The sequence below is a fragment of the Lawsonibacter sp. genome (assembly GCF_022777125.1).
GTDB lineage: Bacteria > Bacillota > Clostridia > Oscillospirales > Oscillospiraceae > Lawsonibacter_A > Lawsonibacter_A hominis.
Genome location: NZ_JALFGV010000078.1, coordinates 1 through 25,053, shown reverse-complemented (window position 1 = coordinate 25,053; position 25,053 = coordinate 1). Strand labels below are relative to the sequence as shown.

General features: G+C 59.5%; 21 protein-coding genes. 11 read left to right on the top strand and 10 right to left on the bottom strand.

What is annotated here, in order from left to right; genetic code table 11:
• From MR825_RS06810 to MR825_RS06785, 6 genes are all read right to left on the bottom strand, one after another.
• On the bottom strand, positions 1–2,378 hold a 2,378-nt coding region (locus MR825_RS06810), incomplete at its 3' end, for a type I restriction endonuclease subunit R (protein ID WP_287879743.1).
• Positions 2,378–2,758, bottom strand: coding sequence for a hypothetical protein (locus tag MR825_RS06805; RefSeq protein WP_287879741.1), 381 nt, complete (start codon positions 2,756–2,758; stop codon positions 2,378–2,380). The genes MR825_RS06805 and MR825_RS06810, both read right to left, overlap by 1 nt.
• Positions 2,755–4,035: a restriction endonuclease subunit S gene (locus MR825_RS06800; RefSeq protein ID WP_287879737.1), complete on the bottom strand. Its 1,281-nt coding sequence runs from the start codon at positions 4,033–4,035 to the stop codon at positions 2,755–2,757. The genes MR825_RS06805 and MR825_RS06800 overlap by 4 nt, the downstream gene beginning before the upstream one ends.
• A complete protein-coding gene (locus MR825_RS06795) occupies positions 4,032–5,747 on the bottom strand; it encodes a type I restriction-modification system subunit M (protein ID WP_287879734.1) in 1,716 nt (571 codons plus the stop codon). The genes MR825_RS06800 and MR825_RS06795 overlap by 4 nt, the downstream gene beginning before the upstream one ends.
• Positions 5,747–5,950, bottom strand: a complete 204-nt coding sequence (locus MR825_RS06790) for a type II toxin-antitoxin system prevent-host-death family antitoxin (protein ID WP_235397238.1) — start codon at positions 5,948–5,950, stop codon at positions 5,747–5,749. Before MR825_RS06790 ends, MR825_RS06795 begins: the two co-directional genes overlap by 1 nt.
• A gap of 117 nt (positions 5,951–6,067) precedes the next feature.
• Entirely contained in the window at positions 6,068–6,517 is a 450-nt protein-coding gene (locus MR825_RS06785) for a hypothetical protein (protein WP_287879731.1), read from the bottom strand.
• 115 nt (positions 6,518–6,632) lie between these two features.
• On the opposite strand from MR825_RS06785, the gene MR825_RS06780 reads away from it, so the two are divergent.
• Positions 6,633–6,938, top strand: a complete 306-nt coding sequence (locus MR825_RS06780) for a helix-turn-helix domain-containing protein (RefSeq protein ID WP_235397242.1) — start codon at positions 6,633–6,635, stop codon at positions 6,936–6,938.
• A 52-nt stretch (positions 6,939–6,990) separates the two neighbouring features.
• Here MR825_RS06780 and MR825_RS06775 read toward each other — a convergent pair whose 3' ends face one another.
• The 3 genes from MR825_RS06775 to MR825_RS06765 are packed head-to-tail and all read right to left on the bottom strand — an operon-like array spanning position 6,991 to position 9,692.
• Positions 6,991–7,236 (bottom strand): DUF6061 family protein, encoded by a 246-nt coding sequence (locus MR825_RS06775; protein ID WP_287879727.1) that lies wholly within the window; start codon positions 7,234–7,236, stop codon positions 6,991–6,993.
• A gap of 10 nt (positions 7,237–7,246) precedes the next feature.
• Positions 7,247–8,872 carry a 23S rRNA (uracil(1939)-C(5))-methyltransferase RlmD gene (rlmD, locus tag MR825_RS06770; protein WP_287879724.1) on the bottom strand — a complete coding sequence of 542 codons (1,626 nt, stop codon included), beginning with the start codon at positions 8,870–8,872 and terminating at the stop codon, positions 7,247–7,249.
• Complete coding sequence (locus tag MR825_RS06765; RefSeq protein WP_186908768.1) at positions 8,865–9,692, bottom strand: hypothetical protein; 828 nt, start codon at positions 9,690–9,692, stop codon at positions 8,865–8,867. Before MR825_RS06765 ends, rlmD begins: the two co-directional genes overlap by 8 nt.
• 194 nt (positions 9,693–9,886) lie before the next feature.
• Here MR825_RS06765 and MR825_RS06760 point away from each other — a divergent pair, with 194 nt between their 5' ends.
• The 6 genes from MR825_RS06760 (at position 9,887) to MR825_RS06735 (ending at position 20,331) form a co-directional block, all read left to right on the top strand.
• The gene (locus MR825_RS06760; RefSeq protein WP_186908769.1) at positions 9,887–10,432 is read left to right on the top strand and encodes a DUF2284 domain-containing protein; all 546 of its coding nucleotides are present in this window, start codon (positions 9,887–9,889) and stop codon (positions 10,430–10,432) included.
• A 428-nt stretch (positions 10,433–10,860) separates the two neighbouring features.
• Entirely contained in the window at positions 10,861–13,611 is a 2,751-nt protein-coding gene (gene secA, locus MR825_RS06755) for a preprotein translocase subunit SecA (RefSeq protein WP_186908770.1), read from the top strand.
• Between the two features lie 204 nt (positions 13,612–13,815).
• On the top strand, positions 13,816–14,646 hold the full coding sequence (gene pgeF / locus MR825_RS06750) for a peptidoglycan editing factor PgeF (RefSeq protein ID WP_186908771.1): 831 nt from the start codon (positions 13,816–13,818) through the stop codon (positions 14,644–14,646).
• Positions 14,643–16,181 (top strand): ABC transporter substrate-binding protein, encoded by a 1,539-nt coding sequence (locus MR825_RS06745; protein ID WP_287879718.1) that lies wholly within the window; start codon positions 14,643–14,645, stop codon positions 16,179–16,181. The genes pgeF and MR825_RS06745 overlap by 4 nt, the downstream gene beginning before the upstream one ends.
• An 85-nt stretch (positions 16,182–16,266) precedes the next feature.
• The gene (locus tag MR825_RS06740; RefSeq protein WP_186908773.1) at positions 16,267–19,971 is read left to right on the top strand and encodes a phosphoribosylformylglycinamidine synthase; all 3,705 of its coding nucleotides are present in this window, start codon (positions 16,267–16,269) and stop codon (positions 19,969–19,971) included.
• Positions 19,972–20,091: 120 nt separating this feature from the next.
• Positions 20,092–20,331: a phage-shock protein gene (locus tag MR825_RS06735; RefSeq protein WP_186908774.1), complete on the top strand. Its 240-nt coding sequence runs from the start codon at positions 20,092–20,094 to the stop codon at positions 20,329–20,331.
• 205 nt (positions 20,332–20,536) lie between these two features.
• Here MR825_RS06735 and MR825_RS06730 read toward each other — a convergent pair whose 3' ends face one another.
• Entirely contained in the window at positions 20,537–21,352 is an 816-nt protein-coding gene (locus tag MR825_RS06730) for a hypothetical protein (protein WP_287879714.1), read from the bottom strand.
• 202 nt (positions 21,353–21,554) lie between these two features.
• Between MR825_RS06730 and MR825_RS06725 the strand changes: the two genes are divergently transcribed.
• From MR825_RS06725 to MR825_RS06710, 4 genes are read left to right on the top strand one after another with little or no spacing between them, the layout of a single operon-like run.
• On the top strand, positions 21,555–22,037 hold the full coding sequence (locus tag MR825_RS06725) for a SprT-like domain-containing protein (RefSeq protein WP_287879711.1): 483 nt from the start codon (positions 21,555–21,557) through the stop codon (positions 22,035–22,037).
• 24 nt (positions 22,038–22,061) lie between these two features.
• A complete protein-coding gene (locus MR825_RS06720) occupies positions 22,062–23,093 on the top strand; it encodes a lysylphosphatidylglycerol synthase transmembrane domain-containing protein (RefSeq protein WP_256174451.1) in 1,032 nt (343 codons plus the stop codon).
• A 10-nt stretch (positions 23,094–23,103) separates the two neighbouring features.
• Positions 23,104–24,237 (top strand): sensor histidine kinase, encoded by a 1,134-nt coding sequence (locus MR825_RS06715; RefSeq protein WP_287879708.1) that lies wholly within the window; start codon positions 23,104–23,106, stop codon positions 24,235–24,237.
• Complete coding sequence (locus tag MR825_RS06710; protein ID WP_287879706.1) at positions 24,238–24,939, top strand: GNAT family N-acetyltransferase; 702 nt, start codon at positions 24,238–24,240, stop codon at positions 24,937–24,939.
• The last annotated feature ends 114 nt before the right edge of the window (positions 24,940–25,053 follow it).

Below are 25,053 nucleotides of genomic sequence, written 5' to 3'. Positions count from 1 at the left end.
CTTTCTTCCAATACACTGTATCGATCCACAGCAGGGTCGAGGACGCTATTGAGGACGCCAAAGTCCATATTACCTTGTTTTTTGCTGGGCTTGAAAAATACCTTTGCAAAAGATTCAATCTCACTTGCCCAGTAGACTCGGAATTCGTCCAGTTTGGATTTTAGTTCATATACAATATTTGCGTCAGTAGTTTCTTCGATGGTAGTTTCCTCGTAATACGGTGCAAATGCCGCACGGATATCTTCTGCTGAATTTACGAAATCCAGCACAAAAGTATCTTCTTTACCAAAACAGGTTCGATTCAGGCGTGAAAGGGTCTGTACAGCCTTTACGCCGCTGAGTTTTTTATCCACAAACATGGTATGCAGCAGCGGTTCGTCAAAGCCAGTCTGATACTTTTCTGCAACCAGCAGCACCTGATATTCACCGCCGTGGAACTTCTCTGGCAGTTCGCTTTCCTTAATTCCATTCAGGCTGACTTCGGTGTATTCCTCGCCACCGTCACGCACAGTCCCTGAGAAAGCAATCAGGATTCCAAGCTCATTTTCATAACCCATCTTCTTGATATACCGCTGGAATTCCTGATAGTAGCGAACAGCGTGCAAACGGGAACCCGTGACAACCATAGCCTTAGCCTTGCCGCCAATCTTGTTCTTGGTGACGGTACGGAAATGCTCTACAATGATCTGCGTTTTCTGCGCCAAATTATGCGGATGCAGGCTCAGGAATTTGCCCAGAGCCTTGTTCGCCTTACTCTTTTCATAGCGAGGATCATCCGCAATCTTCTTGCCGATCTTGAAGTAGGTATCATAGGTCACATAGTTTTTCAAAACATCCAGGATAAAACCCTCCTGAATTGCCTGCTTCATAGAGTAGATATGGAACGCCCGAGGAATTCCGTTTGCATCAGGCGTACCGAACATCTCCAGAGTCTTTGCCTTGGGTGTTGCGGTAAATGCAAAGAAGGACAAATTTGCCAAACGGCCGTGAGTGGCCATTTCCTTGGTGATCTCATCCTCGCTATCAGACTGTTTATGTTCCTCTTTGGCTTCTTCATCGGCAACCTTCTGAAGCTGTTCTTCTTCAGTCAGCCCTTCTGTATCGCCCAGAATTGCTTTCATCTTTTTGCTGGCTTCGCCGGTCTGTGAAGAATGAGCCTCGTCAACGATGATGGCAAACCGTTTTCCACTCAGATCGTCCACTTTTTCAAGGATGAATGGGAACTTCTGCAACGTAGTGATGATAATCTTCTTGCCTGTGTTTAGAGCGTCCGCCAGTTGAGCCGCATTGTTGTCAATCTTAACAACAACACCTTCCACGTGTTCAAACTGATAGATTGTGTCCTGCAGCTGCTTGTCCAGCACCAGACGGTCAGTAATCACGATAATGCTGTTGAATATAACTTTATCATTTTTGTCATGCAGATTGGACAGGTGGTGTGCCAGCCAGGAGATGGAATTGGATTTACCGCTGCCTGCGCTGTGCTGAATCAAGTAGTTACGTCCGGTGCCATGCTCGTATACAGCGGCAACCAATTTGCGAACAACATCCAACTGATGATAGCGTGGGAAGATCATTACGGACTTCTTGGGATTCTTTTTGTCCTCCTGAAGATGGATAAATCGCTGAACAATATCCAGCAAGCTGTCCTTCTGCAACACTTCGTCCCACAAATAGGAAGTGCGGTATGTTCCACTGCCGACGGGATTTCCCTTGCCACCATTATTGCCTTTGTTGAATGGCAGGAAGTATGTATTGATACCGTCCAGCTTGGTGGTCATCCATACTTCGTCGGTATCTACAGCAAAGTGAACCAGGCACCGGGATTTGAAAGAAAGTAGTAGCTCTCGAGGATCACGATCTTTCATGTACTGATGCTTTGCATTTTCGACGGTCTGACCGGTCGCCGAATTTTTCAATTCCAAAGTTGCCACCGGCAAGCCGTTGATAAATAAAACGACATCAATAGAGTTTTCGTTTTTCAGACTGTAATGTACCTGCCGGGTAATAGAGAGAATATTTTTCTCATAAAATGCCTGACTGGTCTGATTCATACCGCTGGCAGGCTTGAAGAAACACATGGAGAACTTCGCCGGGGCATCCACGATACCGTGGCGAAGAACATACAGCATACCATGGGTATCCAAATCCCGGTACAGCTTTTTTAGAAAGCCGGTTTCCACGTCATCGCCATGCTTCTTGCATAGTTTGGCCCATTCCGCAGGCTGACTCTCTTGGAGAAAACGAAACAGTAGCTTCGTATCAACAGCAAACTCCCGATTATAGTCACGGGGATTACCCTTGATGTATCCGCCGTGGTCAAGCAGGCTGTATTCGATTTCTCGCTCGAAGGTAATTTCCTTGGTTTCGATTGCCATTACTGACCACCTCCTATCAGAGTACAAATCCACGGAATCAGGCCAACCAAACCGCCAATGATGGCGGAGATGATGGCAATTCTCCATTCCCGCCGGGAGAGCTTTCTCTCGGCTTTTTTTGCTGCCTTTTTATTGGCCTCGTAGTTCTGTCCATCCACCGTGACAGCAAGATAATATGGGATATTGTCAGCCCATTGGGTTTTAATATATCCACATTCTCTCAGTTCACGGAAGGTATCCCGGAGAAGATTTTCTTCCTGGAATGACAAATTCTGAAACCGTTCGTTCCAATGGGCAGTGTTGTCCTTACCACTGGTCTGAAGGTCAATTATTTCTTTCAGCAGAGCTTCGCTCTGCGGTGACAATTCTTGATATGTCATATCACTGCCACCTTTCCGGTTACCACTTCAGAGATAACACTCTGACGGTATTCCTTTAGTTTTTCGATCTGCTCGGTAACATCAGAAATGATGCTGTCAATTCGAGCGGTTTTTCTGTTGAGATATTCGGCAATCTTCTTTTGTTCATCCTTTGGGATCAGCGGAAGTGGTACTTGAACAAAATTAGAGAATCTCAGATCCTGTCCATCCCGGATAAAGTTGGCTGTGCGCTGCAATGCCTGAATATATCGTGGTGACTTGAACAGCCATTTGAAATACTCTGGTTCCACTCCGTCCTTGGGTTTTAGCACAATATAGTGCCATGTAATGCAGCCAGGAACGTAACTGATTTCCAGACCTCCCTGGAAGCTGCGTAAGCTAATTATGAAATCATTCGGTTCCACATGTTTCCAGTCATCCAACCCTTTGTCGGCGAGAACAATTTTGGTGCTCTGTAAAGCCATATAGTCTTCTTGGGAGATAATACCGTATTTCTGACTGGCAGTTAACTGAATATCATCATCTTGCCGAGTTTCTTTGCTCTGTGAAAACAGTGCCTTTGCAGGAACAACTTGCCAGTGCGCAGGAATTTCCCCAAGCCATTCAACACCACTGTCTTTCATTTTGGTAGTAGCGTCAATTCCTTTGGTTACTGCAGAACATATTATTGATGTGCGCTGCTCTTCCAAAAGTTGAATGAGCTTTTCTTTGTCAGAAATCGCAGTGTCAACTGCCGCGGTCTTTCTATCCAAATAATCAGCTATACATTTCTGGACAGCATTCGGCGGTAATACATTCTTGATATCAACCATTTCAGAAGCGTTAATTGCTGGATAACTAACACCTACCGATCGTGAAGACACCGTTTCGACAAAGTAGTGATTTGCAAGAGAATATGCAAGGAATCTGGAGTCAACTTCTTTAGGCCGTATAACTGCAAACCCGGTGGATGCAATAACATCTTTGTCGTCCTGGATACTCGCTACAGCCTTCAAATAAGTTCGCACGGTAGAAACGATTACGTCACCGGTTCGAACAATACGTCTTGCCCGAGATGGAGCATCCTCAAAAGAAAAACCTTGATAGTGTTCAATCCCGTTTTGCAAAGTCACACTTCCGATATCAACATAACGGAATTCATAGTTTGGGGCAGTGTTTTCTGTTAATACCTCGTCATTGGTCGTTGTGTAGTATTTTAATTTCTTTATGCTCCAGTCGACAGGTATTTCGCCTATCCACGAAACACCGCTATCTTTATATGCTTGATATCTCTTCATTCCGCAAACACCTCCGCCAAACTTGTCTGGATACGAGCTTCCAAAGCTTTGATGTCCTCCATAATCACAGAGCTGTCACGCAACGGAGTAAATTTATAGAAATAACGGGTAAACGGTATTTCATATCCAATTTTGGTCTTACTTTCATCAATCCAGGCATCGGGAACGAACGGCAGCACCTCTCGGCGGAAATATTCGTGGATGTCTTCCTTCAGTGGTACTATCTCGTAGTCACGAAGGGAGGCATCCGCTTTTCTGTTACCCTTACGGTCAGTTACTGGGGTGCCGTCCTCATTCAGCAAAGGACGCTCCACAACGATTTTCCGATAGCCAAAATCATCGTTGTCCAAATCCATATAATTCTCATCCGGTTCATAAGTGCTGTACAGGCGAACAATTTCTGCTCGGTTTTCCGGGCTGATCATATTTCGTTTATTACCCAGTCCTTTACGCATCTTCTCATAGAAACCGGCACCGTTGATCAGACGCACCTTGCCCTTTCTGCGATTCTCTTTCCGGTTGGTGAGAATCCAAATGTATGTGGTAATCCCGGTGTTGTAAAACAGCTGGTCAGGCAGGCCAATAATGGCCTCCAACAGATCGTTTTCGATGATCCAGCGGCGGATCTCGCTTTCACCGCTGCCAGCATCGCCGGAAAACATGGGAGACCCATTAAAGACGATCCCGATGCGGCTGCCGCCATTCTCCGGTGCATTCATTTTGGAGATCAGATGCTGTAGGAACAAGAAAGAACCATCAGAAATACGGGGCAAACCAGCGCCAAAACGACCACTATAGCCTTTGTTTTTAGCTTCGTCCTTGATAAATTTTTCAACTTTCTTCCATTCCACGCCAAAGGGCGGATTGCTCAGCATATAGTCGAAGGTCTGTCCCTGAAAACCATCTTCATTAAAGCTGTTGCCCAGAACAATTCGGCTGTTGGTATTTCCCTTAAGGATCATGTCAGAGCAGCAGGTGGCATATGTTTCGGGATTCAATTCTTGACCAAAGGGGATCACTCTGGTAGTGGCGTTCAATGCTTGCATCTTGTTCTGCGCCACAGAGAGCATACCGCCCGTGCCGCAGGCAGGATCAAGAATGGTGATAACCTTACCATCGATGGTGGCAATCTCGTCCATATCAGGATCAAGCAATACTTCCACCATCAGCTCAATAACCTCACGGGGCGTAAAGTGTTCACCGGCGGTCTCGTTCGATTGTTCAGAGAACCGGCGGATCAGTTCTTCAAACATATAGCCCATTTCCAGGTTATCAATCTGGGTATCGCTCATATCGATCTCGGCAAACCGCTGTACGACCAAGTACAGCAGGTTTGCACGGGAGAGCTTGTCAATTACACCGAAGATTTCAAAGTTATCCATGATCTCACGGACATCCTCGGAGAAACCATTTATATAATCACGCAGGTTCGCTTCAATGGCATTGCTGTCATCCATCAGCTTTTCAAAATCAAACTGGCTGATGTTGTAGTAGTCGTGGCCGGTCATACGCTTGAAAATGGGTCGTTTGTTGCTGACAGTCAGCGTTTTGTTTGCTTCCAGGATCTTTGCTTTGGAAGGGGCCAACACACAGTCAAAACGGCGCAGGACAGTAAATGGCAGGATCACCTTGCCGTATTCGCTTTGCTTAAAATCACCACGGAGCAGGTCTGCGATACTCCATATGAAATTTGCTTGTTCGTTAATGTTCATTAGATATCTGCTCCTTCTTCTCTGAGCCGTAAATATCGCTCGTATGAGATAACAACGTTTTGCGGCTTGTTTTGCTTGTTGACGATCAGAACCTTATCCCGTTCTTTCACTTCCTTGAAAATACGTGATGCCTGACCTTTCTGAAAACTTGTAATCGCTTCATAATCAGGATTCACATTGGAAGATGCCTTCTTTTTTGCCACAAAACCACCTCTTTTCGACGAAATCTGTCACCGTCATTATAGCACAAAGTCATTACTTTTAGCAAGTTAAAAATCTATATAAAAGTAATGACTTTTTAGTTGGCTAAAGGAACATCTTTACAGCATTGTCACAGTAATCAAGCCCTTTCTCTCCCGCTTCTGCGCATACTCTGCCAATTCTCTGGCGTTGCTTGCAGAATGCCATGCATAGGCGATCAGATAATCAACATGATCCACCACATATCGGTTTGCTCTGACAATTGCAAGGCGACGGGGCACCTTTTCCATGTCCGGAGGATAATAGGTACTGTCAAAACCTTTCGGTTTTTCAATTGGTCGTTCAGCCGGATGATATGGGAGCAACAGTACCAGCGTAATCTGCGGGTGTTGCCGTTTTGCCCGAATTACAGCGCTGGCTGCAAGACGGTCAAACCTGCCATAGCCACCAACAATAAACTCTGTAACGCCATATTCAGAAATATGTTGTTCAATTGCGCTCTCCAGGGCGGGAAGAATCTCCGTTGAGGCTCCCCGATGACCAATAAAAAAGCAGCTTTTGTTATTCATAACTTCACTCCCTCTTACTTTTGTATATCGTTAAAATAATACGATATACACGATTAAAACGCAACGACTTGTCGAATTATAATTAACGAAGAACGCAAGTAAAGGGGTGAGTGTAGTGAAAGATATTCTTACGGCTATAACTAAATACCGTGAAGCGAGAGGCTGGACAGAATATCAGCTTGCAGAACACTCAGGCTTGCCACAGTCCACCATTTCTTCCTGGTATCGCAAAAACATGATACCGACAATCCCTTCTCTGGAAAAAATCTGTACAGCATTTGGGATCACGCTATCTCAATTGTTTGCTGAAGGCAACACACCTGTTTCTTTGACTGAATCTCAGCAGAAGCTGCTGGAACGCTGGTCAAGATTGAGTGAAGATCAGCAAGCCGTTGTGTTTGCTTTGATTGATAAAATGTAAAAAAGAGCCGCCAGTACCGACACCGTAAGGTGCCAGAACTGGCGGTTTTCAATTAGTCCAGAGACTTATACTCTGTTATTGTCTTCAAATAGATTTCTGGATTTCCATTAAGAATTAGATCAGCATAGGCAATTGGGTCATTGTAGATGAGATAGTCTAACTCTGACCGTTGATACATATTGTCGGCAATCTCGTTCTCCACGGCGATCGTGTCAATGGAAATCATGCTGCCATCGGCAAATTTCAGTTCAACACAGGCAGTATCCATATTGAACTCACAGGAAATCAAGCGTTCCATATTCGTCACCTCAAATCATCCCGAAGTGCTGGAGTGCCTCCTTGATTGCTTTTTCCTTATCCAGTGGGCATTGGGGCTGTTTAGCGTCCTCAGACTTCGGCTTATTGTAATTCTCCCGCTCAATGATACCGCACTTCTGTTTTACCTGTGCGATATACAAGCTGCTGACTTTCAAGCCGCTATGCTCCAGTACATAGTCTTTGATTTCTTGGTAGGTAGCTTTCTTCTCCGCATCGGTCAAATCAAGCTCGTCCATGTTCAAGTCAATCTCGATATGTTGCTTCGCTTGAAGTTTGGACAATAAACATACCGTCTCCACATGAGCGGTGCGGGGGAACATGTCCACAGCCAGGGCGCGGCGCACGCTCCAGCCCTGTTCCCGAAAACGGGCGATATCCCGGGCCAGGGTGCCCGGGTCGCAGGAGACGTAGACCACCCGCCTGGGCGCCATGCGCACGATGGTGTCTACTACCGCGGGGGCAAGGCCTTTGCGGGGCGGGTCCACGCAGATCACATCCGGACGCACGCCCTCCGCCTCCAGGCGCAGGGCGGCCTCTCCCGCATCGGCGCACAGAAAGCGGGCGTTTCCCACCCCGTTGCGCCGGGCGTTTTCCACCGCGTCCTCAATGGCCGGGCGCACCACCTCGGCGCCATAGACCAGCTTGGCCCTGCGGGCCAGGACCAGGCTGATGGTCCCGATGCCGCAGTACAGGTCCAGTACAGTCTGTTCCCCGGTCAGGCCCGCCAGCTCCAGGACGCGGTCGTAAAGGACCTCGGCCTGATCGGGATTGACCTGGTAAAAGGAGGGCACCGAAAGCTTGAAGGTAAAGCCGCACAGGGTGTCGTATAGAAAATCCTCCCCCCACAAGGTGCGGTAGTCCGTCCCCAGGATGACGTTGCTGTGGGTTTCGTTGACCCCCAGTACCACGCCGGTAAGGCCGGGCTCGGCGCAGCGGAGGGCCGCCGTCAGCTCCTGCTCGCGGGGAAGCGTTTTCCCGTTGACCAGCACACAGCAAAGCGCCGCCCCCGACCGGCTGGTACGCACATACACATGGCGCACCAGCCCTTTCCGGGTGCGTTCGTCATAGGCGCTCACGCGGTAGCGCCGCATCCAGTCCTTCACGGCGGCGCGCAGCCGGGCGGCGGCGGGGCTTTGCAGCAGGCAGTCCGCCACGTCCACCACCTGATGGCTGTGCTCCCGGTAAAAGCCGATCTTCGGCCCCGGCGCGGCCGGGAACTGGGCCTTGTTGCGGTAGCGCGCGGGACACCCGGCGCCCAGGACGGCCTCCACCCGGACCGAAGCGCCGCCGATGCGGCACAGGGCGTCTTCCACCCGCGCCCGCTTGGCCTGAAGCTCTTCCGCATAGTCCATATGCCGGAAGCGGCAGCCGCCGCACTGGGCATCGTAGGGACAGTCGGGGGGAATGCGGGCCGGAGAAGGCGTGAGGATCGTTTTCACCCGCCCCCAGAGAGCGCTGCGGCCCACGTGGGTGAGCTGCACCTGGCAGACTTCCCCTCGGAGGGCGCCGGGAACGAAGACCACCATGCCCTCCAGACGGCCCACGCCGCTGCCGTCGCTGGCGTAGCCGTCAATGGTCAGCGGGAACGTGTCCCCTTGCTGCGGACGCTTATCCATGGGCGCTCACATCCTCCAGCTGATCGTAAGGGATCGCTGCCTCCACGGGGCTGTGCAGGGCGGGCAGGTCGCCGCCCTGGAGCCAGAAGGTGTAGCCCTCCTCCGTGAGGTAAAAGTGTTCCGGCTGGAAGGAGAGGCGCACCTGCTCCTCGCTCAGCGCGCCGGAGGAGATCGCCCGGCTGATCTCGCCCTGGGCCAGAAACGCCGAAACGATCCGCTCAAGGGCGGCGTCGGTGTCGGAGAAGAAGTCTGCAAAGCCCAGCTGGCTGCCGGTCTGAGCGTCAAACTGCTCGGAGAGGCGGAACACCGTGGGGTAGGCACCGCCGCTGTTGAGATACCACTCCCGGGCCACGCTGATGACGGCTTCATCCTCATAGGTCACGCGCGAGGTCATCTCCTGCACCGTGGCGGTAAAGGGCAGGCCCGCGTCGGTGGATACGTCGTAATCGGCCACCACCATCTCATACTGCTCCTCCGCCTCCATCAGGCGGTTATGGCCCTCCGTCTGGTACCAGGCGTTGATGGCCGTGCCGGCGGGGCAGGCGTCGGTGTTCTGCACCATGGGCAGGGTATAGCTCACGCTCATGACCTGGGTGCCGTCCCCGGCGGTGAAGGTGCGGCGGAACGCCTGCTCCCCCCACACGGGGGGTTCGGCCGGGACGGGCGTGGGCGTGGGCGTGGCCTCCGGAGCGGGCGTGGCCGTGGCGGCGGGCGTCGGCGCGGCGGTATCGACGGGCGCTGGAGCGGGTTTGGCACAGCAGGTCAGGGCAAAGGCCAGAGACAGGGCCAGCGCGGCGGGGAAAAGTTTGTTTCGTTTCATTCTAGGCTCCTTTTGTCGGATGCGGATTGGGATACCCCATTTTACCATCTGCGTTCCCCGGCGTAAATGGGAAAAACACAATTGTAAACTTTTGCGATTTTTTGTGTTCCCTTCTGCAAATCGGCCCGAAGCCTTTCCGGCGGGGAAAAACTGTGCTAAAATGTGGGCCAAACGGAGCGGAGAGGGGATCGGGCATGACGCAGCAGGAACTGTTGTCCCTGGCGGAGGAGGTGGGCTTCTCCCACGCGGGAGAGCTGAATAGGGCGGCGCTGGAGTTTTTGCCCCAGGTGCGGGAGATGTGCGCCGCCGACCGCTGCCACAATTACGGCCGGTGCTGGACCTGCCCGCCCGCCTGCGGCACGCTGGAGGAGGCGGCGCGGCGCGCCGGGCGCTATCGCCGGGGGGTGCTGCTCCAGTCCACCGGGACGATGGAGGACGATTTTGACGTGGAGACCATGCAGGAGACCGAGCGCCTCCAGCGGGAGCGCTTTGCGGTCTTTGTGGAACGGGTGCGCCGGGCGGACCCCGACTGCCTGCCCATGGGCACCGGCGGCTGCGGCATCTGCGCGGCGTGTACCTGCCCGGACGCACCCTGCCGTTTTCCGGACCGGGCCATCCCCTCCATGGAGGCCTACGGCCTCTGGGTGTCCCGCGTATGCGAACGGTCGGGCCTGCCTTACTATTACGGGCCGGGCACCATCACCTATACCGCCTGCGTGCTGGTCGACGCAGCCCAATGACCCCTCCGCTTCGCAGGATTCCGTCGTCTGCGGACGACGGAACTCTGCGAGGCCCTTCCTCAGGAGGGTTTTTCGACAGCCTGAATTGCCCGGCAGGGGCAAGAGAAGGTCCCCCGGGGGATGTGCCCTGGAAAGGACCCTTCTCACGACATGTTTGCCGACAATTTCGTGCGCAGTCGAGGTGAACATTTCGTGCATTCCTGCTCGAAAAAGCGGCAAAGCCGCTTTTTCGACCGTCTCAGCCGGAGGCCCCAGCCGTAGGTCGGGGGCCTCCGGCTGGTTTGTCCGGAAGGAAGAGAAACGCGGATTTGTTCACAATTTCCCCTTTTTTATCCGAAACAACTATGGTATACTAGTAAGCTGAATTACCCTGGAACTCCTATGACCGCCCGCACGCGCGGGCCTGAAATAAGAAAGGTGAACGACCCATGGGACTTTTGAAAAAGCTTTTCGGCACCAGCTCGGAAAAGCAGGTGAAGGCCATCCTGCCCCTGGTGGACAAGATCGAGGCCCTGGACGGGGTGTATTCCCAGCTCACGGACCAGCAGCTCCAGGCCAAGACGCCTGAATTCAAGCAGCGTCTTGCAGACGGCGAAACCCTGGACGACATCCTGCCCGAGGCGTTCGCCGCCTGCCGGGAGGCCGCCTGGCGGGTGCTGGGCATGAAGCCTTACCGGGTGCAGCTCATCGGCGGCATCATCCTCCATCAGGGCCGCATCGCCGAGATGAAGACCGGCGAAGGCAAGACCCTCGTGGCCACCCTGCCCGCCTACCTCAACGCCCTGGCGGGCGAGGGCGTGCACATCGTCACCGTCAACGACTACCTGGCCAAGCGCGACAGCGAGTGGATGGGCAAGGTCTACCGCTTTTTGGGCCTCACCGTGGGCCTGGTCATCCACGACGTGGACCCCAAACAGCGCAAGGCCGCCTATGACGCGGATATTACCTATGGCACCAACAACGAGTTCGGCTTCGACTACCTGCGGGACAACATGGCCATCTACGCCAGCGAGATGGTCCAGCGGGGCCACGCCTTTGCCATCGTGGACGAGGTGGACTCCATCCTCATCGACGAGGCGCGCACCCCCCTCATCATCTCCGGCCAGGGGGACAAGTCCACCCAGCTCTACACCATCGTGGACTCCTTCGTGGCCCGGCTGAAGGGACAGCGGGTCACCAGCGTGGATACCAAGGAGGAAGAGGACCCGGATATCGACGCGGACTACATCGTGGACGAGAAGGCGCGTACCGTCACCCTCACCGCCCGGGGCATCGCCAAGGCCGAGCAGCAGTTCCAGATCGAGAACCTCTCCGACCCGGAGAATACCACGCTCTCCCACCACATCAACCAGGCCATCCGGGCCCGGGGCCTGATGAAGCGGGATATCGACTACGTGGTGAAGGACGGCGAGGTCATCATCGTGGACGAGTTCACCGGCCGCCTGATGTACGGCCGGCGCTACTCCGAGGGCCTGCACCAGGCCATCGAGGCCAAGGAGCATGTGGAGGTGGCGCGGGAGTCCAAGACCCTGGCCACCATTACCTTCCAGAATTATTTCCGCCTTTACGGCAAACTCTCCGGCATGACGGGCACCGCCATGACCGAGGAGGAGGAATTCGGCACCATCTACGCCCTGGATATCGTGGAGATCCCCACCAACCGTCCGCTGGCCCGCAAGGACAACCCCGACGTGGTGTACAAAAACGAGGCGGGCAAGTACCGGGCCATCGTCAACCAGATCGTGGAGTGCCACGAGAAGGGCCAGCCCGTGCTGGTGGGCACCATCTCCATCGAGAAGTCGGAGGAGCTCTCCGGCATGCTGAAAAAGCGCGGCATCCGCCACAATGTGCTCAACGCCAAGTTCCATGAAAAAGAAGCCGAGATCGTGGCCCAGGCGGGCAAGCTCGGGGCGGTCACCGTGGCCACCAACATGGCCGGCCGCGGCACCGACATCATGCTGGGCGGCAACGCGGAGGTCCTGGCCAAGGCCGATCTGCGCAAGGCGGGGCTGTCCGACGAGCTCATCGCCGAGGCCACGGGCTTTGCCGAGACCGACAGCGAGGAGATCCTGAACGCCCGGCGTATGTATGCCGAGGCGGAGGCAACGTATAAAGAGGCCATCAAGGAAGAGGCCGACCAGGTCCGCGCCGCGGGCGGCCTGTTTATTCTGGGCACCGAGCGGCACGAGTCCCGCCGCATCGACAACCAGCTGCGCGGCCGCGCCGGCCGGCAGGGCGACCCGGGCGAGAGCCGCTTCTTCCTCTCTCTGGAGGACGATATTATGCGCCTGTTCGGCTCCGAACGGGTGATGAACATGATGGAGAAGCTGGGGGTGGACGAGGATACCCCCATCGACGCCAAGATCCTCTCCGGCGCCATTGAGAACGCCCAGAAGCAGGTGGAATCCCGCAACTTCCAGACCCGGAAAACGGTGCTGGAATACGACGACGTGATGAACACCCAGCGCAAGGTCATCTACGAGCAGCGCCGCAAGGTGCTGGACGGGGAGAACCTGAAGGAGTCCGTCCAGAGTATGCTCACCACGGTGATCGCGGGCGAGGTCCACGGCCGTCTGGGCGAGCAGAAGCATATGGACGCCGAGAGCTGGCGGGAGGTGTGCGCTCAGTTTCGGGGCGTGTTCCTGCGCCCCGACGAGCTGAAGCTGACCGACGAGGAGCTGGCGAAATACGACGCCGACGGCCTGGCGGAGCTGCTCCGGGAACGGGCGGCGGAGCTCTACGCCCGCAAAGAGGCCGAGCTGGGCGAGCCGCTGATGCGCGAGCTGGAGCGGGTGATGATGTTGCGTGTGGTGGACGAGTACTGGATGGACCACATCGACGCCATGCAGGAGCTGCGCCAGGGCATCGGCCTCAGGGCCTACGGCCAGAGCGACCCCGTGGTGGAGTACAAGCGCGAGGGCTATGAGATGTTCGAGCAGATGATCGCCGCCATCCAGGCGGAGACCCTGCGGCGGATCTTCCTGGCCCGGGTGCAGGTGAATACCGGCGTCAAGCGGGAGCGGGTGGCCAGGGTCACCGGCGAAAGCGCGGGCAGCGACGGCACCGTGAAGAAACAGCCCATCAAAAAGGGACAGAAGATCGGCCCCAATGAGCCCTGCCCCTGCGGGAGCGGGAAGAAGTTCAAGAAGTGCACCTGCAAGGAGTACCACCCCGACTGATCGGGATCGGATCCGCCGGGGAGCGCGCCGGCTTGCCCCTGCGGGAGCGGGGAGAAGTTCCGGAAGCGCGCCTGCAGGGGGTGTCATCCCGCTTCGGGGATGCGTGCGGGCGGGAGCGGGCCGCGCCTTTGCGGGACAGCGGGGGCCGCACGCCCCCGTACCGCCGCCCGTTCCGTCAAACCGCTGTCATTGAGGAGAACCAGCATGAATATCACCGAACACAACGCAAACGGCGTGGTGTACCTTGCCGCCGACGGCTTCCAGGCCGCCGGCGGTGTGGTCCACGGCTTTTCCACCCGCCTGGGGGGCGTATCCGAGGGGATCTACGCCTCGATGAACCTGGGCGTCAACCGGGGGGACGACCCGGAGCGCGTCCGGGAGAATTTCCGCCGCTTCTGCGCCGCCATCGGGGCAGAGCGGGAGGGACTGGTCTTTTCCAGCCAAGTCCACGGGGACGGGGTGCGCACCGTTACCTCCGCCGACCTGGGCAAGGGGCTGGAGCAGACCGTAGACTACGAGGCCGACGCGCTCATTACCGATGTACCCGGCGCGGTGCTTACCGTTTTTTCCGCCGACTGTCTGCCCATCCTTCTCTACGACCCGGTGCGCCGGGCCGTGGGCGCGGTCCACGCGGGCTGGCGGGGCACCGCCCTGGGGATCGTGGAAAAGGCGGTGGAGCGGATGGTGGACTGCTACGGCTGCGACCGGCTGGATCTCCTTGCCGCTATCGGGCCGGGCATCTCCAAATGCTGCTTCGAGACTCATGAGGATGTGCCCAACGCCATGACCGAGGCCCTGGGCGCCTGCGCCCTTCCGTTTATCGAGGTGCTGCCGACCGGGAAATTTCATGTGGACCTGAAGGGCCTCAACGCCAGGCGGCTGGAGGGGGCCGGACTGAAGCCGGAGCATATTGCCCGCTCGCCGGACTGCACCGCCTGCCGGCCGGATCAATACTGGTCCCACCGTGTGACCCATGGGGAGCGGGGCAGTCAGGCGGCCATGATCGCGCTGCGCCGGGGAGGAGGCACAGCTTGAGAAGGATCCTGACGGCCCTGCTGACGGCTGCCTGCCTGCTGCTGGGACTGGCCGGGTGCGGAGCGGCGCCCTACGAGGAGCCGTGGCAGCCCACGCCCACGCCGGCCGCCACGGCCACGCCGGAGCCGGAGCCGGCCCAGTTTGCACTGGCCTGCTACCCGCAGTCCAGTTTTCACCCCATTACCGGCGGCAACCGGACCAATCTGTCGCTGGGAGGCCTGCTTTATGAAGGGCTGTTTGCCCTGGACCCCCAATTTCAGGTCCAGAACGTGCTGTGCGAATCCTATACCGTATCGGAGGACGCGCTGAAGTGGACCTTTGTCCTGCGTGCCGGCGTGCGCTTTTCCGACGGCAGCGCACTGACGGCGGCCGACGTGGCCGCCAGCCTGAACCAGGCCCGCGCCAGCGCCCTCTACAGCGCCCGCTTTACCGGCGTGACCGGGGTGAGCGCCGGGGAGGGAACCGTGAGCGTCACGCTCTCCAGTCCCAACGGCGGCCTGCCCGCGCTGCTGGACGTGCCGGTGTGCAAGGGAACTGGGGAGCGCCCCGCGGGTACCGGACCTTACGTGCTCGCCGGCGAGGCGGACGCGCTGGTCCTGGAGGCCAGGACGGACTGGTGGCAGGGGAACGCCCTGCCCAGGCAGTCCATCCCCCTGCGGAGCATCCAGGAGGCCGACGATCTGATCCGGGCCTTCGATACCCGTGACGTCGCCCTGGTGGCCACCGACCTGACGGGCACCAACGCGCTGGGATTCTCGGGCAGCTTTGAAACGGTGGATTATCCCACCAGCACCATGCTTTACGTGGGATTCAACACGGCCTCCGGGCCCTGCCGGGACGCGGGGCTGCGCCGGGCGCTCCAGCAGAGCTTTGACCGGGACGCGGTGGTCACGGCCCAGTTTTCCCGCCACGCGCTGGCCGCCGCCCTGCCGGTTTCCCCGGTCTCGCCGCTGTATGACGGCGCCCTGGCGGGCCGCCTGGCCTACTCGTCCCAGGCGCTGGCCCAGGCACTGGCCGGCGCGGGCTGGTCCCAAACGGACGGGAGCTGGCGGCGGGGGCGGGAAACGCTGGCGCTGCGCTTCGTGGTGCCCGGCGAGAATACCGACCGGATCTCTGCGGCGGAGCAGCTGGCAAAAAACCTGACCGACGAAGGGGTCTCAGTGGAATTGAAAAAGCTGTCCTGGGAGGATTATACGGCCGTACTGGCGCGCGGAGACTTCGATCTGTATCTGGCGGAGGTGCGCCTGACGGGGGATTTTGACCTGACCGCCCTGCTTGCACCGACCGGAGCGCTCAACTACGGCGGCTATCAGGACGCGTCGGCAGCCGGGCTTCTCAGCGCGTTCCGCGCCGCCGACGGCGCGGCGCGGGGGCAGGCGGCCGGGGCGCTGTACGAGTATCTGGCCCAGGAGCCGCCCTTTGCGGTGATCTGCTTCAAAAACTGGTCGCTGCTCACCCAGTGGCGGCTCCTTACGGGCCTGACGCCCACCCAGCAGAACGTATTTTATCGCTTTGCAGACTGGACCGTCGCGTAATGCCGTCCGGACGGGAACGGGCCCGCCGATTGGGGGACGCAGGCGGGGAAACAAGTTCGGAGAGAGAAATGTGGGGGAATCAAGAATGGGGAACGTATTTCGATGCTATGTGGAGAAGCGGCCCGGCTTTGCCGTAGAGGCGCAGCACCTGCTGGGAGAGCTGAGGGGTCCGCTTGGGCTGACGGGGCTCACCGGGGTGCGCCTGCTGCGCCGGTATGACGTAGAGGGCGTTTCCCGGGCCGTCTACGAGGCCGCCCGCACGACCGTCCTGTCCGAGCCTCAGGTGGACGACGTCTGGGACGAGGCCGTCCCGGAGCAGGACGGCGCCTGGGACCGCCTGCTGGCGGTGGAGGCCCTGCCCGGCCAGTACGACCAGCGGGCCGACTCCTGCGCCCAGTGCATCCAGATGATGACCGGCGGGGAGCGGCCTTTGGTGGCCGCGGCCACCGTATACCTGTTGACGGGCTCGCTCACCGACGGGGAATTCGAGCAGATCCGCGGCTATCTCGTTAACCCCGTGGAGAGCCGCGAGGCCGCTCTGGACAAGCCGGACACCCTCCGCCGTCAGTACCCCGAGCCCGCTTCCGTGCCCGTGCTGGAGGGCTTCACCGCGCTGGACCGGGCCGGTCTGGAGGGGCTGCTGGAACAATACGGCCTGGCCATGGACCTGGGCGACCTGGCCTTTTTGCAGGCCTACTTCCGGGAGGAAGAGCGCCGCGACCCCACCCTGACCGAGGTGCGCCTGGTGGACACCTACTGGTCCGATCACTGCCGCCACACCACCTTTTCCACCCATCTGGACCAGGTGGAGATCGGCGCCGGCCCGGTCCGGCAGGCCTATGAGCGCTATCTGGCCGCCCGGGTGGAGGTCTATGGGCAGGAGAAGGCCGCCCGGCGGCCCCAGACGCTGATGGATATTGCCACCATCGGCGCCAAGACCCTGAAAAAGCGGGGCAAGCTGCCCGAGCTGGACGAGAGCGAGGAGATCAACGCCTGCTCCATCCACGTCCCCGCCCAGGTGGACGGACAGGAGCAGGACTGGCTGCTGATGTTCAAGAACGAGACCCACAACCACCCCACCGAGATCGAGCCCTTCGGCGGTGCGGCCACCTGCATCGGCGGCTGCATCCGGGACCCCCTGTCCGGCCGGGTGTACGTCCATCAGGCCATGCGCGTCACCGGCTGCGGCGACCCCCGGACTCCCTTTGATCAGACCCTGCCCGGCAAGCTGCCCCAGCGCAAGCTGGCCCAGACCGCGGCGGCGGGTTATTCCTCCTACGGCAACCAGATCGGCCTGGCCACCGGCCACGTGGCGGAGGTTTACCATGAGGGCTATGTGGCCAAGCATCTGGAGTGCGGCGCGGTGGTGGGCGCGGCCCCGGCACGGAATGTCCGCCGGGAGCGGCCCGCCCCCGGCGACGTGGTCATCCTGTTGGGCGGGCGCACCGGCCGGGACGGCATCGGCGGGGCCACCGGCTCCTCCAAGAGCCACAACCAGAACTCCCTGACCACCATGGCCAGCGAGGTGCAGAAAGGCAACGCCCCGGAGGAGCGCAAGCTCCAGCGCCTGTTCCGGGACGGGAACGTGACGCGCCTCATCAAGCGCTGCAACGACTTTGGCGCGGGCGGCGTGAGCGTGGCCATCGGCGAGTTGGCCGACGGGCTGGAGATCGACCTGGACGCGGTGCGCAAGAAGTACGACGGTCTGGACGGCACCGAGCTTGCCATCTCCGAGAGCCAGGAGCGTATGGCCGTGGTGGTCGCCCCGGAGGATGAGGCGGCCTTTTTGGCCGCCGCGGCGCGGGAGAATCTGGAGGCCTACCGGGTGGCGGTGGTCACCGCCTCTCCCCGTATGGTCATGCGCTGGCGGGGCGAGACCATCGCCGACCTGTCCCGCGCCTTTCTGGACACCAATGGCGCCGTGAAGCACGCCGGCGTCTGCGTGAGCGCCCCCAAGCCCGAACCGGACCGGAAAGCGCCCGCCGAACGTTCCCTGCGGGATGTGGCCGCCAGCCTGAAGTGCGCCTCCCGCCGGGGGCTGACCGAGCGCTTCGACGGCTCCATCGGCGCGGGCAGCGTGCTCATGCCGTTCGGCGGAAAGTACCAGCGCACCCCCGCCCAGGCCATGGCCGCCCTGTTCCCCGTGCTGCCCGGGCAGACGACCGACCAGGCCAGCGTGATGGCCTGGGGCTTCGATCCGGACTGGATGAGCGCCGACCCCTACACGGGAGCGATCGGCTCCGTGGTCACCTCAGTGGCCAAGCTGGTGGCGGCGGGCGCGGACTACCGGAAGGCTTACCTGACCTTCCAGGAGTATTTTGAAAAGCTGCGCCAGGACCCGGCGCGCTGGGGCAAGCCCTTCCAGGCCCTGCTGGGGGCGCTGGACGCCCAGCTGGGGCTGGACTGCGCGGCCATTGGCGGCAAGGACTCCATGTCCGGCTCCTTCCTGGATCAGGACGTGCCGCCCACCCTGATCTCGTTCGCCATCGCCCCCGCCAAAGCGGGCGAGGTGCTCTCCCCTGAGTTCAAAGAGCCGGGCCATCCGGTCTACCGGTTCGGCGGCGCCGCCGCCGGCGATTATCCGGCCCACCGGGCGGCCTGGGAGGCGTTTTACGCCCTCTGCCGGGCGGGAAAGGTGCGCGCCGCCTGGGCGGTGGAGGCCGGCGGGGTGCTGGAGGGCCTGATGAACATGTCCTTCGGCAACCGGATCGGCTTTCGCGCCGCCGAGGGGGCGGAGCTGTCCGCCCGGCCCGGCGCCATTCTGGCGGAGCTGACCGAGACGGTCGAGACGCCCCATGCCGTCCGTCTGGGGGATACCGCCGCCGCGCCGGAGATCGTCGCCGGCGGCGACCGGGCGTCCATTGCCGAGCTGCTCGCCCTCAACGAGGGCGTGCTGGAGGACGTGTACCCCACGCGCGCGGGCACGGCCGCGCCCGTACCGGCCCTGAACTGGGACAAGCGCTCCCCTGCCGTGTGCAAGGCCAAAACGGCCCGGCCCAGGGTGGTCATCCCCGTGTTCCCCGGCACCAACTGCGAGTACGACTCCGCCCGGGCCTGCCTGCAGGCGGGGCTGGAGCCGGAGATCGTGGTGGTGCGCAACCTGACCCCCGCCGACCTGACCGCGTCCACGGCCGCGCTGGAGCGGGCCGTCCGGGGGGCGCAGATCGTGTTCCTGCCCGGCGGCTTTTCCGGCGGCGACGAGCCGGACGGTTCCGCCAAGTTTATCTGCTCCTTCTTCCGCAACCCCGCGCTCACGGACGCGGTCCATGACCTGCTCAAGCGCCGGGACGGCCTGATGCTGGGCATCTGCAACGGGTTCCAGGCGCTCATCAAGCTGGGCCTGGTCCCTTACGGGGAGATCCGCGCGATGGACGCGGGCTGCCCCACCCTGACCTATAACGACATCGGCCGCCACCAGAGCCGGTACGTCACCACCCGGGTAGCCTCCGTCCAGTCCCCCTGGATGCTCCGCTCCAACGTAGGCGATCTGCATGCCATCCCCATCTCCCATGGCGAGGGGCGGTTTGTGGCCCCGGCGGAAGAGCTGGAGCGGCTGATCGCGAACGGCCAGGTAGCCACCCAGTATGTGGACGCCGACGGCGTGCCCTCCATGGAGATCGACGTGAACCCCAACGGCTCCGCCGCCTGTATCGAAGGCATTTTCTCCCCCGACGGACGGGTCTTCGGCAAAATGGGACACAGCGAGCGCCGCGGCGCTTTTGTGGGTGTGAACATTCCCGGCGACCGCCGCCAGCCCCTGTTTGAGAGCGGCGCGGAATACTTCCGGTAAGCGGACCATCGCCCGGCGCGGGAGCGCCGGGCGATTTTTATTCTTTTTTAAGGAAAACTCCAGGGCGGCTTTAAGCCTGGGGTGGTAAGATGGGAGCAATCAAACGAGGAGGAAAACGATATGATCACTTTGCTGACCCTTTCCATTGTTTGCCTGGTGGCGGTGGTCCTGATTTTTGTGGTGCTGGCCATCATCGGCCTGCCTCTGCTGCTGCTGTTGGGCCTGCTGCCCTGGCTGCTGCGCATCGCGGGCGTGGTGCTGCTGGTGAAGGCGCTGTTCGACAAGCCGGTGAAGTGGGAAAACTTTATGCCGGCCATCATCGCCTTCGTCCTGTCCGCCGTACTGGGCTGGATCCTGTAAACAAACACCCCAAAAGCAGCGGGCCGCTTCCATTGGAAGCGGCCCGCTGCTTTGCGCGGACCCAGGAAGGGCCCGCCCGCCGGGAAAACGGCTCCCTTCTGCCTTGTTTGTGCATTTGGAGTACCTTTCGTCAAAACAACAGGGGGGCAGCCTCAAATGAGACTGCCCCTACAAACCGAAATTTACTGAACTCTATTTTTATGCCTTAGAGCAAGGAAAAACTTTCCCAAGAAGTTTCCAAAATACCCATTAATTCCGATTCAGTCAGCGTAGCCAGTTGCGTTGAGACAACATAATCTGTCCAACCAATGGTTGCCTCCATCGCTGTCAGACCGGAGAAAGTCTTGTCTGCTGCCATGCTGTACGCTTCCTCGTCAATGATATTTCCATCAGCGTCCGTATAGGTGGTTACTGCATCCGAATCGGGAGATGCATAGATGCTGTGGCATTGTCCCAACAGAGTGGTGGTAACAACGCCATCTTGCAGAGAAAAGGCAACCCGATTTTGATAGTGCTCCGCCGCACCGTTACGAATATCGTCGCGGAATATATAAAAATAGCAGTCACGCGCCTCGTCAAAATATACCATGTCCGGGTTCGTGATAATGTCCGGCTGGGAATCCCCTTCGGCCATGGAAAACTGGCAGGGAGCTAACGCTGTTTCATCTGTGCCGACCTCCCACAACTTGGTATAGGTATAAAGTCCGGTTCCTTGGCAGGAGGACTGAATGATCTCCAGCCGCCCATTCTGGTCAAGATCGGTAACAGCATAGAAAAACGGCTCAGCAATTAGTTCCGTATCGCCCATCCACACTGCCGTATTATCGGCAATAAGCTGTAACTGGCTGCCATAGTTTATTGTGTTTGAGTCTCTGGATACGGGAGCGCTCTGGTTGGATGAATTACCAGATACTGCATCTGTGTCAGACGTATCCAGCGCGGCCCCACACCCGGCCAAGGCCAGTACTATCAAAAACAGGCACCCGTATATATGCAGTGCACTCCCTGATTCTCGTTTCATAAGTGCCTCCTCAATTCATATTTATCACACTTTTATATTTATATGTATTGTACCATGCAGGCGATCCGTTTTCAATGTATTGTCAAAACGACGGAGATTTTAAGCGCGCACAGATGGCGTAAAAGGGACAAAACCGGCCGAGTAGTGACTTTCAGGAAAAAAGATGGTAAAATACGTTTTATGTATCCAAGGGAGGCACCCTATGAACGATTTTGACGCCCTGCTGGTCCGGGTGCTGGATCAGGCCAGGGCCCTGAAGATCCCGGTTTCCGCCCAGATCCGGCCCCACGTGACGGTGAACCGGCGGGCGGTGACCCGCTTCGGCTGCTGCATCCGGTGGGGAGAGGCATTTGAGATCGAACTGAGCCAGCGCCTGCTGGAGGCTGCGGAAGGGGCGTGCCTGCAGACACTGGCCCACGAGGCGCTCCATACCTGCCCCGGCTGCCGGGACCACGGGCAGCGGTGGAAGGCCTACGCCGCGCGGATGAACGCCGCCTACGGCTATGCCATCGCCCGCACGGGGACCTGCCAGGCCCTCGGCGTGCCCGATGTGCGGCCGGAGCGCTACCGGCTGGTTTGCCAGAGCTGCGGCGCGCAGTTTTGCCGCGCCAGAGCCTCTGCGCTGGTGCGCCATCCGGAGCGCTACCGCTGCAAGTGCGGCGGGGCGCTGAAACGGGTATACTGAAGAGAGACGAAGCGACCAAGGAAGGTGTTCGATACGAAAGCCAACAAGAAGGCCCTGTTCAACCGCATTTTTTCCATTGCCGGACTGACGGTGGGGGGCGCGATCCTGGCGGCTCTGGTGGTGCATGTCTTCCGCACCATGGACGTGCGCGCCCTGCTGAGGCAGACCCGGCCCCTGTGGCTGGTGGGGGCGGCGCTGTGCGTTCCGGTCAGCGAGAGCATCGACGCGCTTATTTTTTACGGCATGGGAAAGGGGGCGGGCTGCCCGATGCGCCTGACCGGCTGCTTCGATGCGGCCTATATCGGGGAATTTTACTATAAGCTGGGCCCCGCCGGTATGCCGGTGCAGCTCAAGCTGATGTACGACGCGGGCCTGTCCGCTACCTACACCGCATCCATCTACACCTGGAAGCTGGTGGCCAACACCGTGGTCTACACCGTTTACGCCCTGGCCGCGCTGGCCTATAAGCTGGTCTTTCATGGGGAGAGCATCGGTCCCGCGGTCATCGGGGCGGCCTTCCTGATTGTTCTGTACGTGGCGCTGTGCACGCTGGCGGTCTTCACCGCCATTCGCCCCGCGCCCATTCAGCGGCTCATCCGCCGCATCCTGGAGTGGCTCTCCCGGCATACCAAGGTCATGGCCAAGCCCGGCCGGGTAGAGGCGGGCATGGGCAAGGTGGACGAGTTCTGCCGGCAGCTGGCCGACCTGCGGGGCAACAAGCGCCTGCTGGCCGGACTGTTCGCCGCCATGTTCCTGGAGCTGGGGGCCCTGTTCGCCGTGCCGTATTTCCTCTTTCACGGCCTGGGACTCGGCGGGCACTCCTTTGTGGAGCTGCTGCTGGTACAGTGCCTGGTGATGGTCATCTCCCGGATCGTTTTGCTGCCCGGCAACGCGGGGGGCGCGGAAGGCAGCTTTTATCTGTTTATGAGTCCCATCTTCGGGGAGCATGTGGCGGTGGGAATGGTGCTCTGGCGCTTTGCCGCGTTTCTGGAGGTCATGCTGCTGGGCGGCGTGTGGTCGGTGGTGCGCTTTGCCAAGCGCAGCGCCAGGGGATAAGGAGGCTTCCGTGAGGCGGAAATATACCCGGTTAAAACTGAAAATGCTCCTGTTCGTAGTGGCGGGCACCCTCGTCGCCGGGCTGGCGGGCCTGTTCCTGCTGGAGGTGGTGGTGGACGGCGTGCTTCAGGACCCCTTTGCCCGCTTTTTTGTCTGGGCGGCCCGCACGCTGTTCGGCCAGAGCGAGTATGAGGCCCTGGAGCTCTACCGGCAGGCCATTCGCGGCAACAAGCAGGCGTTTTTGACGGCGGGCATGCTGGTGCTGATGCTGGCGGCGTTCTACCTGGCCATGGGGCGCTTTACCCGCTGGCTGGAGGAGATTCGCCTGGCGCTGCGCCGGGTGGTGGAAGAGCAGGACGCGCCGGTGCGCCTGCCACGGGAACTCTCTCCGCTCCAGGAAGATCTGGACGCGCTCCAGCGTCAGATGAAGCAGCGGGAGGACGCCGCCCGGGAGAGCGAGCAGCGCAAGCAGGATCTGGTGGCCTTTCTGGCCCACGATCTGAAGACTCCGCTCACCTCGGTGGTGGGCTATCTGACGCTGCTGCGGGACGAGCCGGGGCTGGATGCGGCCCAGCGGGCCAAGTTCACCGGGATCGCCCTGGATAAGGCCGAGCGGCTGGAGGAGCTGTTGGGCGAATTTTTCGATATCACCCGCATGGACCTGGACAGCGGCGCGGGGGAACGGCATCCCATCCAGCTCTCCATGCTGCTGGAGCAGCTCTCCGACGAGTTTTACCCCCTGTTTGCGGAAAAGGAGCTGGAGTGTACCGTGGAGATCCAGCACCACCTGGTGGTGCTCGGCGACCCGGACAAACTTGCCCGGGTCTTCGATAACGTGCTGCGCAACGCGGTCAGCTACAGTACGCCCGGCGGCCGGGTGGAGGTCCGGGCCCGGAAGGTGGAACGGCAGGCCGAGATCGTCGTCCGGAACGAGGGACTGGAGATCCCCGAAGGAGAGCTGGCCAATATTTTCCACAAATTTTACCGGCTGGACGCCGCCCGCTCCACCCGGACCGGCGGGGCGGGACTGGGCCTTGCCATTGCGAAGGAGATCGTGGAGCTGCACGGGGGCGCGATCCGGGCGGAGAGCAACGGGCGCTTTACCAGCTTCGTGATCACTTTGCCCCTATTCGAGGAGGATTAAATGGAGCAACTGGAACAGGCCCTGGCGTATCTGGGGCGCGATCCGCTGTTTTATATGGATATGCTGGAGCCCCTGCGCCGGGGGACGGCGGAGCTGCTGTACGCGGAGGAAGATGGGGTGCTGCTCTGCGAGAGCGGCGGGATACACATGATGAGCGCCGCCGGCCCGGCGGCGGCGGAGCGCTGCTTTGCCCTGCTGAGCCGGTGCGCGATGCTGGTGGGCCATGAGCTGTGGTACAAGGCCGAGGCGGTGCGGCGCTTTGGCCTGCACGAGGAGCAGATCTGTTATCAGGCCGCCTGGCTGGCGCCGGAACCCCCCGCCGCCGCGCCCTTCGGCGGGGAGCTGCGGCTGCTGGGGGAGGAAATGGCCCAGTGGGTCTATGATCACTACAGCCACCCCTTCGGCGGGGTAGCCTACATGCAGGGGGCGCTCCGGCGGGGGATGCTGGGGGCCTTTGTGGACGGCGCCTGTGCGGGGTTTGCCGGATTCCATGAGGAGGGGAGCATCGGCATGCTGGAGGTGCTGCCCGCCTACCGCCGCCGCGGCGTGGGGGAGGCCCTGCTCCGCGGCGCGGTGCGCCTGGCCCTGGAGCGGGGGCAGTATGCCTTCGGCCAGGTCTTTACAGACAACCAGGCGTCCCTGGCCCTCCAGCGCAAGGTGGGGGTGAGCGTATCCCGGGAGCGGCTGTTCTGGCTGTTTTGAGCCGTGCGGCGCAGAGGCCCCGCAGCGTTCACCCGCAAGGAGCGTTCCGCGGCCGCCGCCATTCCCGCAGCAAGAGCGGCCCTGCGGGCGGTTGCGCTCCGAGTTCTCCGGAGG

What these genes read in the sequence shown, in the direction of transcription:
- MR825_RS06725 (WP_287879711.1), top strand. Translation starts at nt 21,555, where the DNA reads ATGAACGATTTTGACGCCCTGCTGGTCCGGGTGCTGGATCAGGCCAGG.
- MR825_RS06765 (WP_186908768.1), bottom strand. Translation starts at nt 9,692, where the DNA reads ATGAAACGAAACAAACTTTTCCCCGCCGCGCTGGCCCTGTCTCTGGCC.
- rlmD (WP_287879724.1), bottom strand. Translation starts at nt 8,872, where the DNA reads ATGGATAAGCGTCCGCAGCAAGGGGACACGTTCCCGCTGACCATTGAC.
- MR825_RS06795 (WP_287879734.1), bottom strand. Translation starts at nt 5,747, where the DNA reads ATGAACATTAACGAACAAGCAAATTTCATATGGAGTATCGCAGACCTG.
- pgeF (WP_186908771.1), top strand. Translation starts at nt 13,816, where the DNA reads ATGAATATCACCGAACACAACGCAAACGGCGTGGTGTACCTTGCCGCC.
- MR825_RS06800 (WP_287879737.1), bottom strand. Translation starts at nt 4,035, where the DNA reads ATGAAGAGATATCAAGCATATAAAGATAGCGGTGTTTCGTGGATAGGC.
- MR825_RS06735 (WP_186908774.1), top strand. Translation starts at nt 20,092, where the DNA reads ATGATCACTTTGCTGACCCTTTCCATTGTTTGCCTGGTGGCGGTGGTC.
- MR825_RS06740 (WP_186908773.1), top strand. Translation starts at nt 16,267, where the DNA reads ATGGGGAACGTATTTCGATGCTATGTGGAGAAGCGGCCCGGCTTTGCC.
- MR825_RS06710 (WP_287879706.1), top strand. Translation starts at nt 24,238, where the DNA reads ATGGAGCAACTGGAACAGGCCCTGGCGTATCTGGGGCGCGATCCGCTG.
- MR825_RS06785 (WP_287879731.1), bottom strand. Translation starts at nt 6,517, where the DNA reads ATGAATAACAAAAGCTGCTTTTTTATTGGTCATCGGGGAGCCTCAACG.
- MR825_RS06760 (WP_186908769.1), top strand. Translation starts at nt 9,887, where the DNA reads ATGACGCAGCAGGAACTGTTGTCCCTGGCGGAGGAGGTGGGCTTCTCC.
- MR825_RS06775 (WP_287879727.1), bottom strand. Translation starts at nt 7,236, where the DNA reads ATGGAACGCTTGATTTCCTGTGAGTTCAATATGGATACTGCCTGTGTT.
- MR825_RS06805 (WP_287879741.1), bottom strand. Translation starts at nt 2,758, where the DNA reads ATGACATATCAAGAATTGTCACCGCAGAGCGAAGCTCTGCTGAAAGAA.
- MR825_RS06730 (WP_287879714.1), bottom strand. Translation starts at nt 21,352, where the DNA reads ATGAAACGAGAATCAGGGAGTGCACTGCATATATACGGGTGCCTGTTT.
- secA (WP_186908770.1), top strand. Translation starts at nt 10,861, where the DNA reads ATGGGACTTTTGAAAAAGCTTTTCGGCACCAGCTCGGAAAAGCAGGTG.